Below are 13252 nucleotides of genomic sequence, written 5' to 3' on the forward strand. Positions count from 1 at the left end.
GGTGAAAAGAACCCCGGGAGGGGAGTGAAATAGAGCCTGAAACCCTGTGCCTACAAGCAGACGGAGGGGCTGAGAAGTCCTGACGTCGTACTTATTGAAGAACGGTCCGGCGAGTTACTTACGCATGCGAGGCTAAGGCGCGAGAGAGCGCTGGAGCCGCAGGGAAACCGAGTCTGAAGAGGGCGATAGTATGCGTAAGTAGACCCGAAACCGGGTGATCTACCCTTGGCCAGGGTGAAGTGTGGGTGAGACCACATGGAGGCCCGAACCGGTCGTCGTTGAAAAGGCGTCGGATGAGCTGAGGGTAGTGGAGAAATTCCAATCGAACCCGGAGATAGCTGGTTCTCCCCGAAATAGCTTTAGGGCTAGCCTCAAGCTTGTAGCCGCTGGAGGTAGAGCACTGATTGGGCTAGGGGCGCAAAAACGTTACCGAACCCTATCAAACTCCGAATGCTGGCGGTGTTAAGCTTGGGAGTCAGACCACGAGCGATAAGGTCCGTGGTCGAGAGGGGAACAGCCCAGACCGACTGCTAAGGTCCCGAAGATGTGGCTAAGTGTGCAAAGGATGTTCAGCCGCGAAGACAACCAGGAGGTTGGCTTAGAAGCAGCCATTCCTTTAAAGAGTGCGTAACAGCTCACTGGTCGAGCGGCTGGGCGCCGAAAATACTCGGGGCTGAAGCCACACACCGAAGCATCGGGTTATAGCCACAAAAGGAAGTGGCTATAGCGGTAGGGGAGCGTTCTGCGTTAGGGCGAAGCCCAAGGCGAAAGCCAGGGTGGACGAGGCAGAAGTGAGAATGCCGGAATAAGTAGCGCGAGGCAGGTGGGAAGCCTGCCCGTCGGAAGCCCAAGGGTTTCTGGGGAAGGCGAATCCGCCCAGAGTTAGCCGGGGCCTAAGGCGAGGCCGAAAGGCGTAGCTGATGGGTATCAGGTTGATAATCCTGAGCCACCTGCCGGAGGTTAACCTACGAGGCGGGACGCAGGAGGAGCAGGCAACCGGGGAGTTGGTAGACCCCGGCCAAGCGGCGAGCGGGAGTGGGTAGGCAAATCCGCTCACTCGGCAACCGTGAGCCGTGATGGGGAGCCGAAGAAAAAGTAGGCGAAGTGCTGAGCTTCACACTGCCAAGAAAAGCGTCGCGTAGGCGAAGGCAGGTGCCCGTACTGGAAACCGACACAGGTGGGCGAGGAGAGAATCCACAGACGGACGGGTGAAGCACCGCTAAGGAACTCGGCAAACTGACCCCGTAACTTCGGGAGAAGGGGTGCCCTGGGTGAAGAGCTCAGGGTCGCAGGGAATAGGCCCAAGCGACTGTTTATCAAAAACACAGGTCTCTGCCAAGCCGAAAGGCGAGGTATAGGGGCTGACGCCTGCCCGGTGCTGGAAGGTTAAGGGGAGGGGTTAGCCTGAAGAGGGCGAAGCTCCGAACCGAAGCCCCAGTGAACGGCGGCCGTAACTATAACGGTCCTAAGGTAGCGAAATTCCTTGTCGGGTAAGTTCCGACCCGCACGAATGGCGTAACGACTTGGGCGCTGTCTTGGCGGTGTGCCCGGCGAAATTGTGGTACCAGTGAAGACGCTGGTTACCCGCGGTTGGACAGAAAGACCCCGTGGAGCTTTACTGCAGCCTGGCACTGTGTTCTGGTGTGTCCTGTACAGGATAGGTGGGAGGCAGAGAAGTGGGGGCGCCAGCCTCCATGGAGCCGGCGGTGGGATACCACTCTGGGTGCACTGGGGCACTAACCAGACACTCTGAACCGAGTGATGGGACACTGTCAGGTGGGCAGTTTGACTGGGGCGGTCGCCTCCTAAAAGGTAACGGAGGCGCCCAAAGGTCACCTCAGCACGGATGGAAATCGTGCGGTAGGAGTGCAAAGGCGGTAAGGTGGCTTGACTGTGAGAGAGACATCTCGAGCAGGGACGAAAGTCGGGCTTAGTGATCCGGCGGTTTTCGAGTGGGAGAGCCGTCGCTCAACGGATAAAAGTTACCCCGGGGATAACAGGCTGATCTCCCCCGAGAGTCCACATCGACGGGGAGGTTTGGCACCTCGATGTCGGCTCATCGCATCCTGGGGCTGAAGTAGGTCCCAAGGGTTGGGCTGTTCGCCCATTAAAGCGGTACGTGAGCTGGGTTCAGAACGTCGTGAGACAGTTCGGTCCTTATCCGCCGCGGGCGCAGGGTATTTGAGGGGAGCTGACCCTAGTACGAGAGGACCGGGTTGGACGGACCGCTGGTTTACCAGTTGTTCCGCCAGGGGCACGGCTGGGAAGCCAAGTCCGGATGGGATAAACGCTGAAAGCATCTAAGCGTGAAGCCCACCCCAAGATGAGATACCCCACACCACAAAGGTGGTAAGGGTCCTGGAAGACTACCAGGTAGATAGGCCGCATGTGTAAGCGCTGTGAGGCGTTGAGCAAGGCGGTACTAATGGCCCGAGGAGCTTGACCGAAAGATTAGCTTTCTCCCTATTCACTTGCGAGGCTGCTTAAAAAGCTGCTGAAGAAAATGAATAAGCTGACAAATCCGGTGGCGAAAGAGCGAGGGAAACACCCGTTCCCATTCCGAACACGGAAGTTAAGCCTCGCAACGCCGATGATACTGTGCTGGAGACGGCACGGGAAAGTAGGTGGCTGCCGGATTTTTTATTTTTGTGTATATGTGTTAAATGTTTAACAATGCACGTAAAAAAGTTTGGGCTTACCAAATGGCAGGTCTTACAAATTGCAAGAGGTTTTTAAAAAGAACTGAGCTTAAATGTGTTTGGTCTATCTTAACTTGTTGTGTATTTTAAAAAGTAAAATTCTCACTTGGTACTGCTACCTTTTCAAGGATTTCATTTATCACGTCTGACGGCTTTGTGTTATTGACTGTATATTTTTTAATAAGAATTATGCCCTCTCTATAATTTTCATGGAATCAATTGTTTCTTAAAACTTCCAGCTAAAAAGTTTCTCATTACAGTTCAAGTAGTCTTCTTAGAAAAACGAAAATAATCGAAAACGATATTGAAAACAATTCGAAAAACTTTTATAATAATCTTATACAACAATCACAGCAAAGGGGTTTACTTTTCATGGGAAAAATCAAAGCAGCTATTTTTGACATGGATGGTGTTTTAACAGATACTGTAAAGTTACATTTCAAAGCATGGAAGAAGATGTTTGAAAGCCACGGTTATAAATTTGAATATGAAGATTACAAATGGAAGGTTGACGGAAAACCAAGAATAGATGGAATAAGAAGTATTGCATATGATATGCCAGAAGATAAGTTAATAGAAATGGCAGAGGAAAAACAGAAGATTTTTTTGGAATTTGTTGAACAAGAAAATTTAGAAGCTTTTGAAGATAGTATATGGCTTTTAAATCATTTGAAGCAAAACGATATAAAACTTGCAGTTGCTTCTTCGAGCAAAAATACCACTAAAATTTTGACCAAAATAGGAATTTACAATATGTTTGATACAATTGTAACAGGGTATGATTTCAAAAAAGGAAAACCTGACCCTGAAATATTTCTAACTGCTGCACAAAGACTAAACGTAAATCCCAAAGAGTGCGTTGTGTTTGAAGATGCCATAGATGGTGTTAAGGCAGGTATTCGTGCGGGGATGCTTACAATTGGTGTCTGTAGAGATGGTCAATTTGATAGGCTCAAAGAAGCTCATTACGTGGTTGATAGATTAGATAAGATTAGTTTAGAACTTCTTGAAAATCTTCATGAAAAACTTTTCAAAAAAGTTTAGGAGGTTTTTGATAATGAAACTTTCAGAAAAAAACTGGCTGATTGAACAGGAAAGTTTTGGAGTTTCACATAAACATGAAACCTGTTTTGCTCTTACAAATGGGTATATAGGAATAAGGGGAATCAATGAAGAGGTTTTTTGTGATGAGATACCAGGAACTTTCATAGCAGGTGTATTTGACAAAGACACAGCTCAGGTTACAGAACTTGTGAATTTGCCAAATCCAATAGGTCTTAGGATATATATAAATAGAGAATTTCTAAATCCTTTAAAATGTGAAGTGCTTGAGTTTAGAAGAATTTTAGACTTAAAACAGGGACTGCTTTTCCGAAAATTGAGACTAAAAGATGAAAAGGGTAGAGTTACATCAATAGAAGGATTCCGATTTGTCAGCATGAAAAATAAAAATCTTATTGTTCAAAAGTACAATGTGGTTTGCGAAAACTACTCAGCGGTTTTAAATGTAGAAAGTTTTATCGATGCCAATACCATGAACTCCAAGGATATTCCAAACGATAGAGTAAAACATTATGAAGTAGAAGATAAAAAGGATTGCAAAAGCTGTATATTCCTTAGTATTACAACAAAGGATAAAAGATACAAAGTGGGAATAGCAAGTTCTACAGAGGTTTTATTAGATAGCCAGAAATGTTATTTTAATAGATTTGTAAAAGATTTAGGAAGCGTTATTACCGAAAACCTTGAGGTTGAGGCGAAAGAAGGAAAAAGTTATGAGATTGTAAAGCTGAGTGTATTGGTGTCCTCGAGAGAAAACGTTGAGGATATTTTTAAAAGTTCTATAAGCAAGCTTGAAAGAGCAAAAGAATTAGGTGTTGAGAGGCTGCTTTCTGAGCATATAGAAGAGTATGACAAGCTTTGGGATGCTGCCAAGGTTGAGGTAATTGGTGATGAGGTTGCAGATAGAAGTCTTAAATTTAATGTTTTCCATCTACTTAGTATGGCAAATCCAGAAGATGAACATGTGAGCCTTGGTGCAAAAGGCCTTCATGGTGAAGGCTACAAAGGACATGTTTTTTGGGATACAGAGATATTTATGCTCCCGTTTTACATTTACACAAATCCAAAAGCTGCAAGGTCAATGCTGATGTACAGGTACAATCTTTTGGACGCTGCAAGGGAGAACGCAAAGAAAAATGGATACAAAGGTGCGCAGTTCCCCTGGGAGTCTGCAGACACCGGTCAAGAGGAGACGCCAAAGTGGGGGTATGATTATCTTGGCAAACCTGTTCGGATATGGACAGGGGATATAGAATATCATATCTCATCAGATATAGCCTTTGCAGTTTTAGAGTATGTGCGTGCAACAGATGATATAGAGTTTCTTTTAAACTATGGTGTGGAAATTGTGATTGAAACAGCAAGGTTTTGGGCTTCTATTTGTAAATACAATGAAGAAAAGGATAGATATGAAATAAATGATGTGATAGGTCCGGATGAGTTCCATGAACATTGCAACAACAATGCTTACACCAATTATCTTGCAAAGTGGAACTTGGAGAAGGCCTTTGAACTTTTCACACGCTTAGAGGAAAATTACCCCAGCCATTTTGAAAGGTTAGTAAAAAAAATAAACTTATCAGAAGATGAACCTTTGAACTGGCTAAAAGTTGCATCAAAGATTTATATTCCATACCATCCTGAAACAAAGCTAATTGAACAGTTTGAAGGATATTTTAGTCTTAAAGATTTTGTTATTAAAGAATACGACAGCAACAATATGCCAGTCTGGCCAGAAGGTGTTGAGCTTGACAAGCTAAATAGCTATCAGCTCATTAAACAGGCAGACGTTGTGATGCTTTTGTATTTGCTTGGCGACCAGTTTGATGAAGAGGTTATGAAAATAAACTATGATTACTATGAAAAAAGGACAATGCACAAATCGTCTTTGAGCCCGAGTATCTATGCTTTGATGGGAGTAAGAGTGGGTGAGACAAAAAGAGCATATATAAATTTTATGCGTACCGCTTTGACAGACATTGAAGACAATCAAGGCAACACAGCTTTGGGGATACACGCTGCGTCTTTGGGCGGCACATGGCAAGCTTTGATATTTGGTTTTGGAGGTTTAAAAGTGGAAAAAGATGATGTTCTATCTGTCAATCCGTGGCTTCCTGAAAAATGGGAAGCTTTGAAATTTAGCATCTGGTGGAAAGGAAACTTGCTGGATTTTGTCATAACCCAGGAAAATGTTGAAATCAGAAAAAGAGTGAACAAGAGCAAAGTGAAAATCATGATAAAAGATAAAGAAATGGTCTTATAGCCTTTTGACTTGGAACTCCCTGTGGGAAAAAATTTTCACAGGGAGTTTGATTTTACGAAAACATTTCGAAAAAAGTTTGAAAGCTTGAAATATATAAGACAGCATTACTTATACTTAATAAACAAAATCTAAAAATTAATTAAAAAACCTATAGACAAAATTACTAACTTGTTGTATAATAAAATCATCGAAAACATTTCCGAAATATTTAATTCAAAAAGGAGGTTTGTTTGATGAAAAAATTTCTAACAATTTTATTAACGTTAATTTTCCTACTTTCCTTGGTTGCAGGAATGGGTGCTGCGCAAAAAGATGTTTTTGCCACTTCCAAGATAACTTTAAAGCTGGGTGCGTGGGCATCTTCTCCTGCTGAGAAGAAGATTGTTCAAAACCAAATCGCAGCCTTCAAAAAGCTCTATCCCAATGTCGATATTAAATTAGTTGAAATTGTCGGTGATTATAATCAAAAAATGCAGCTTCTCATGGCATCTAAAACAGAACCAGATATCTTTTACATGGATTCAATGCCAGCTTGGCAGTACATTGCAAAGAATGTCTTAGAGCCGTTTGACAGCTGGATGAAAAAGTACAATGTCAAAACAATTGGTTATGAGTCATCACTTCTCCAGCCATTCATATACAAAGGAAAAGTGTATGGACTTCCAAAAGACTACAATACATTAGTTTTGTTCTACAACAAAGAGATGTTCAAACAAGCAGGTCTTACGCAGCCACCAAAGACATGGCAGGAGTTGAAAGAGTATGCTAAGAAACTTACAACAGACAAGGTTGTAGGTCTTACAATGAACCTTGAGCTTGCAAGAATTCAACCTTTTGCATACCAAAACGGTGGTAAAGTATTTGACGGTAGTAAGCCAGTCTTTACCGACCCGAAAGCCTTGGAAGGCTTAAAATTTGCACTTGACCTTTTCAAAGAAGGAATATGCAAAACACCAAAAGATTTAGGTGCTGGCTGGGTTGGGGATGCATTTGCTGACAAGAAAGCTGCTATGACAATTGAAGGCGGCTGGATGATTCCATTCTTAAACGACAGAAAGATACCAAAAGATCAATATGGAATTGCAGAACTTCCTGCAGGACCTGCTGGTAAGTCAACAATGGCATTCACCGTTGCATATGTAATGAGTAAAAATTCTAAGCACAAACCTGAAGCGTTCAAACTTATAAGATTCTTAACTGGAGAAGGCGGACAAAAGTATGTGGTTGAAGCAGGCTTAGCACTTCCTTCATTAAAGAGCGCAGGTGTAAACTTTGCTAAAACTTATCCAGAGAGAAAAGCGCTTGTTGATGGTGCAAAATATGCACAGGTCTACTTCTATGGTCTGGATGGCACAAAAGTTGTGGATGTCTTCAACAAAGCATTTGAAGACTATGTAATTGGCAAAAAGTATGACCTTAAGAAGAACATTGAGGAAAGAGTAAAGCAAATCATGAAGTAAAATAGAAGATACTACCTGGAAAATAATCAAGGCAGGTAAAAAAGCCTGCCTTGATTTATAAGAATATAACTGTAAGTTATAGGGGGATGTGAATAAAAAATGAGAAACAGAACAAAAACGCAAGAATACTTAACAGCTTTTGTCATGCTGCTTCCTTATATACTGTCTTTTTGTGTATTTTTTGCTTACCCGCTTATAAAGGCTTTTATGATAAGTTTTCAGAACTTTTCATTCTTAGGAGATGCTCCACCTAAATTTGTAGGCCTTGCTAACTATAAAGAGGCGCTGACAAACAAGATGTTTTTAGATTCTATTCTTAACACACTTTATTATTCGGTATTAGTTGTTCCTACTCAGCTTATTATTGCTCTCATTTTAGCTGTGATAGTAAATGACAAGGTGAAATTCAAGGAGTTTTTCAGAACAACATATTATCTTCCCACGGTTACATCACCTGTAGCAGTATCGATTATATTTCTGTTTTTGTACAAAACAGATGGGCTTGTGAATCAGATTTTAAGTCATATTGGGATTACTCCTCGAAATTGGTTCAATGAACCTTCTTTTGTGATGCCCGCAATTGTGAGTGTTGCTGTTTGGGGGTCTGTAGGGTTTTATATGGTTACATTTTTGTCTGGACTTTCAACAATTCCAGACCAGCTTTATGAAGCAGCAGAAGTTGAAGGTGCAGGAGAATTTATTAAGCTTATTAAAATCACAATACCTCTTTTAAAACCGATGATATTTTTCAACACAGTTGTATCTTTTATTAGCACTCTCCAGATGTTTGATTTGTCATACATTATAGGCGGTTCTGATGGTGGTCCCATGGGAAAAGCAATGACAATGGTTGTGATGATATACAGAACAGCTTTTAAAGAGTTCAACATGGGTGTTGCTTCAGCAATGGCGTTTGTTGTGTTTGGGATTATCTTTGTATTGACATTAATTCAGCGAAAATTTTTTGGCGAGGAAATGTCATATTAAGTAATAATTTTTCTGGATTATCAAAAAAGGAGATGAGAAAAAGGTGTGGAAGAAGGAAAATACCTATGGGATTGGAGTCAAAATAGTGCTATATACGATCTGCATTTTATGGGCGCTGATAACCTTGGTACCATACCTTATTGCTGTTATAACTTCTTTAAAACCTGTAGAAGATGTGACAAAATTCTCGGTTGACTTTGGAAAGCTGAGCTTTAGTAGCTATAAATACATCACGACAGAGTTTCCGTTTATGAGATGGCTTTTTAACAGCTTTGTGGTTGCAGTGGCTGTGACAGCTGGTAATCTGCTTTTCAATTCCATGGCAGCATATGCTCTTGCAAGGCTAAGTTTCCCATTTAAGAAGGTTGTTTTTTACATTATCATAGGTACAATGATGATACCTGGGCAGGTACTCTTGATTCCTATTTACCTTATTCTAAACAAACTTGGCTGGATTGATTCATACAAAGGACTAATCATTCCATGGCTTGTGAGTGCATTCTATATATTTTTCATGCGCCAGTACTTTTTGACAATTCCTAAGGATTTAGAAGAAGCTGCATTGATTGATGGACTGTCGCGGTTTGGTATATTCTTCAAGATATTTTTGCCACTATCATTGCCGGCTTTGGCAACTCAGGCTATATTCATATTTGTAGGCAACTGGAACAGTTTCATGTGGCCAAGCATAATAGCTTCGTCTGAAGAGCTGTATACCCTGCCGGTAGGCCTTAACTCGTTTTACGGTCAGTATTATCAATTTTGGAACCAGGTTTTAGCAGGAGCAATTCTTCTTTCTTTACCAACCATAATAGTTTTCGTAGCATTTCAGAAATATTTCGTCAGGGGAATAGTTACAACAGGGCTTAAAGAGTAATAAAAATGTTGAAACAGATGGCAAAGAAAGTGTATAATTATTTTCAAGGTTTTAGTGAAACATTTCAAAAATAAGAGGGAGACACGAAAAATGAGGAAGAACAAGAATGTGACCATAAAAGATATTGCAAAAGCTTTGGGACTGTCGCCAAGCACTGTTTCAAGGGCGCTCAATAATTACTCAGATATAAGCCCGGAGACAAGAGATAAGGTAATAGAGATGGCCAAAAAACTAAACTACACACCAAACATCTTTGCAAAAAGCCTTGTCACAAACAAGACAAAAAGAGTCGGACTGTTCATTGAAGACATGGAGAGGGAAGGCATATACGGTGTTTTTTATTATGAGATACTTATAAGTTTCAGGAAAGCTGCAATGGACAATGGTTATGAGGTTGTTTTGCTCTCAACATCTTCAGAGGAACAAAAAAGAATCTCTTTTGATGCGGTTATGCAGGAAAAAGGACTTGAAGGTGCATTTATCATGGGACTCAAAATGGATGATGAGTATCTGAATGAAATACAAAAAAGTACCTATCCTGTTGTTTTGCTTGACATTCCAATAAAAAACTCAAATGTAGGTTATGTGACAACAAACAATCTAAAAGGTGCACAGCTTGCAACAGAACACTTGATTAACCTTGGACACAAAAAAATAGGGTTTTTGAATGGTCACAAAAAAGCATATGTCAGCCAAGAAAGATTAAACGGTTATATATTGGCACTGAGCAAAAACGGACTTCAGGTTGACAGTGAACTTATTTATGAAGGTGATTTTACAGAGGCAAGCGGGTTTAAGGCAGCAGACTATTTTGTCCAGAAAGGTGTCACAGCAGTTTTTGCTGCATCAGACATGATGGCAATCGGTCTTATAAAAAGATTAAAGGAACTTGGTGTGGATGTGCCTAAAAAAGTTTCGGTTGTGGGATTTGACGATATATCCTTGGCACGTTACATCACCCCCACTCTTACAACAATAAGACAGAACAAGAGTGAGATGGGCAAATCAGCCTTTTACTTGCTTTTGAACCTGATTTCAAAGCAGCCAATAAACCACATTATTTTAGAGCCAGAGCTTGTAAAAAGAGAATCAACAGCAAGGCTGCGCTAAATATCTTTTTGTAAGCTCAACAAAAACGGCTGTGAGGAGAAAACACAAATCTTCTCACAGCCTTTAAAATTTTAATTGACAAGGATAAATTCTTTAGTCTGTCCTCTTTTCAATTCAAAACTGCTACCATAGTGTGAAAGCTGAATACTTTCACCTTCCAAAAGTGTATAGGAAGCTATGCTTTTTGTTATTTCCACTTTCAAAATTTTTCCTTTATATCTTACTTTGAACGATAAATATTCAAGTCTTTCAGGAAGCTTTGGAGCAAAGGAAAGTATACCTTTGTTTGTTCTCATTCCACCAAAACCGAATACCAAAGCTTGCCAAGCACCGCCCATACAAGCAGCGTGAATTCCATCTTTTGTGTTGTGATTTAAATCATCAATGTCCATTCTTGCTGTATATACAAAGTATTCGTATGCTTTGTCTAAGTACCCAAGCTCTGCTGCAAGGATGCTAAAAATTGCTGGTGAGAGTGATGAGTCATGTGTTGTAATTGGCTCATAGTATTCATAGTTATTTTTTAAATCCTCAAATGTAAAGTTTTCTCTCAAAAGGTAAATGAGCAAAAGAACATCTGGCTGTTTGCAAACTTGATATCTATAAATGTCTAAATAATGCCAGTTCAAAAGAAGAGGAAACTGATTCTCTGGGATTTTTGACAAATCAAGCCTCTTTTTATAGATGAATGAATCGTCCTGAGGAATAATTTTCAGCTCTGGATTGTACGGCAAATACATGTTATCAGCAATGTTTTTCCACAGCAAGACTTCATTCTGTGAGAGCTCAATTTTTCTGCAAAGCTTTTCAAAAGCATCGCTGTCTTTTTCTTTCAAGAGAGTATAAAGATTTGTAGCAAACTCAAGGGTCATCTTTACCATGTAGTTTGTATAAGCATTGTTGTCAACAAGTGCAGTATACTCATCAGGGCCGGTGACACAGAATATGCAGAACTTTCCGCCCTTTGCTTCACTGAAATGGCCAAGTTCTGCATAGAATCTTGCAACTTCAAATACAATCTCTGCACCATAGTTTTTTATAAATTCTAAATCATCTGTTGCCTCAAAATACTTTTTTATAGCATACACAATATCAGCGTTTATGTGGTATTGAGCTGTCCCTGCGGGGAAGTATGCGGAACACTCTTTTCCTGCAATTGTTCGCCAGGGATATAGTGCCCCTCTGTGGTGAAGCTCTCTTGCTCGCTTTCTTGCTGCATCTAAAGTGTTGTATCTGTACAAAAGTAACATTTTTGCAATTTCTGGCTGGGTATATATGAAAAACGGCATTATATAAATTTCAGAGTCCCAGAAATAATGTCCGCCGTAACCTTCACCTGTAAGACCCTTTGCGGCAATATTTGAAATACCGTTTCTACCTGTTGATTGAAGCAGCGAAAATAGACTAAATCTTATAGCTTGCTGAATCTTAGGATCCCCTTTTACCACAACATCAGCGTTTTCCCAAAAGGTTTCCAAAAATTCTCTTTGCTCTTTCAAAAGGTTTTCAAATCCAATCTTTTTTGCCTCAAGTATTTCAGCAGCGCAGCGCTCTTCAATCAAATCTTCTTCAACATCTCTTTGTGTAAAATATGAAAAATATTTTGTCAAGCTATATTCCATATCTTGTTTAGCATCAAATTCAATTTTAAATATAACAAGATTTTTTTCTTTGTCAGCAAAAGATTTGCAGAAAAATTCTTTGATGCTCAAAACGTGATCTACCATACAGCCATATGAGAGCCTGCTCTTTTTAGTTTTCTGCATCAAAAAACCATTAAGTTTATCACTGTAAGCTTTAATTGTCTCAAAAGGAAATTTTTCTATTCCAGAACCAACCCTCACATCTTCTGTCTCAAGCAGATTTGAAGAGTTTTCATCTATTTTACTTACAATTTTTATTCTGCCAGAAAAATTGAGAGGTTTAATTCTAATATTAATTGCTCCTAAATGCTGCCTTTTAAAACATGCAAGCCGCTCAAAAGATATAAAAATTTTTCTGCCACGTTCGGATTCCCAGAGTATTTCGCGTACTACCGTTCCGCTCTTCATGTCAAGTTTTCTAATATGTTTATAAATTTTTCCACTGAATAAATTGAAGTTTTCACCCTCAATCATTATTTCAAATGTCTTCACATCAGCAACATTTACCATTGCCTCGCCACGCTTTGCAAATCCATATCCACCCTCTGGATAGGTTATATCATACTCTTCATAAAAGCCGTTGATATATGTTGCTTTAAAGCTCTGGCTTTTGTCAGGAAAATCTTCATCCAAGTTTCCCCTCAGGCCTAAATATCCATTTGCAACTGTAAAAATGGTCTCAAGCATAAAATTATTTTCAGGATGAAATCCATCTTCTATTATGTTCCATTCATCTGGCAAAAATATAGATTCCTTTTTGGGAAGCTTTCTCAAGCTGTATTCTCCTTTCGCAGCAAAATCTTTTTTACGTAATCATACCTTAATATAATTTTACAGTCAATGGCTGGAAGTTACTTTTTAAATATGTTTTGGGAATGTTACCGAAATATTTTCGGTAAAATTATGTTCAAATAAAGCACAGAAAAAATATTCTTGCTTGTAAGCTACTATATTTGACATGGGAAATAATACAAGGTTTACTTGGTAGCCACCGAGGGTTGCTTATGTTTAATTATGAAAGCGAGAGAAAATTGAAGAAATTTCGAGATATTTGGAGAAAGAAGGATTTTATATTGAAAAATTAAGTTTTATGTCAAGAAATTAGTAAAAAAAGTATTGACAGTATAAAGATGCGTGAGATAAGATTTACA

At 40.1% G+C, this 13252-nt stretch carries 7 protein-coding genes and 2 rRNA genes (1 of these 9 only partly in view); 8 read left to right on the forward strand and 1 reads right to left on the reverse strand.

All coding sequences use genetic code 11. The features are described 5' to 3' along the window. The 8 genes from ATHE_RS01945 to ATHE_RS01980 form a co-directional block, all read left to right on the forward strand. Positions 1–2447: ribosomal RNA gene (locus ATHE_RS01945) — 23S ribosomal RNA — on the forward strand; it begins 524 nt to the left of the window's first position. Positions 2448–2520: 73 nt separating this feature from the next. Then, positions 2521–2637, forward strand: a 5S ribosomal RNA gene (gene rrf, locus ATHE_RS01950). 434 nt (positions 2638–3071) lie between these two features. Then, complete coding sequence (locus tag ATHE_RS01955) at positions 3072–3743, forward strand: HAD family hydrolase (protein WP_015906996.1); 672 nt, start codon at positions 3072–3074, stop codon at positions 3741–3743. Positions 3744–3756: 13 nt separating this feature from the next. Further along, positions 3757–6024 carry a glycoside hydrolase family 65 protein gene (locus ATHE_RS01960; RefSeq protein WP_015906997.1) on the forward strand — a complete coding sequence of 756 codons (2268 nt, stop codon included), beginning with the start codon at positions 3757–3759 and terminating at the stop codon, positions 6022–6024. Between the two features lie 233 nt (positions 6025–6257). Beyond that, a complete protein-coding gene (locus ATHE_RS01965) occupies positions 6258–7484 on the forward strand; it encodes an ABC transporter substrate-binding protein (RefSeq protein WP_015906998.1) in 1227 nt (408 codons plus the stop codon). A gap of 99 nt (positions 7485–7583) precedes the next feature. Beyond that, positions 7584–8471 (forward strand): carbohydrate ABC transporter permease, encoded by an 888-nt coding sequence (locus ATHE_RS01970; RefSeq protein ID WP_015906999.1) that lies wholly within the window; start codon positions 7584–7586, stop codon positions 8469–8471. Between the two features lie 43 nt (positions 8472–8514). Then, positions 8515–9348: a carbohydrate ABC transporter permease gene (locus ATHE_RS01975; protein ID WP_015907000.1), complete on the forward strand. Its 834-nt coding sequence runs from the start codon at positions 8515–8517 to the stop codon at positions 9346–9348. Positions 9349–9438: 90 nt separating this feature from the next. Further along, positions 9439–10458, forward strand: a complete 1020-nt coding sequence (locus ATHE_RS01980; protein WP_015907001.1) for a LacI family DNA-binding transcriptional regulator — start codon at positions 9439–9441, stop codon at positions 10456–10458. 71 nt (positions 10459–10529) lie between these two features. On the opposite strand, the gene ATHE_RS01985 is transcribed toward ATHE_RS01980, so the two are convergent. Continuing rightward, a complete protein-coding gene (locus ATHE_RS01985) occupies positions 10530–12875 on the reverse strand; it encodes a glycoside hydrolase family 65 protein (protein ID WP_015907002.1) in 2346 nt (781 codons plus the stop codon). Positions 12876–13252: the final 377 nt, after the last annotated feature.

This window comes from Caldicellulosiruptor bescii DSM 6725, from assembly GCF_000022325.1.
Lineage (GTDB): Bacteria > Bacillota > Thermoanaerobacteria > Caldicellulosiruptorales > Caldicellulosiruptoraceae > Caldicellulosiruptor > Caldicellulosiruptor bescii.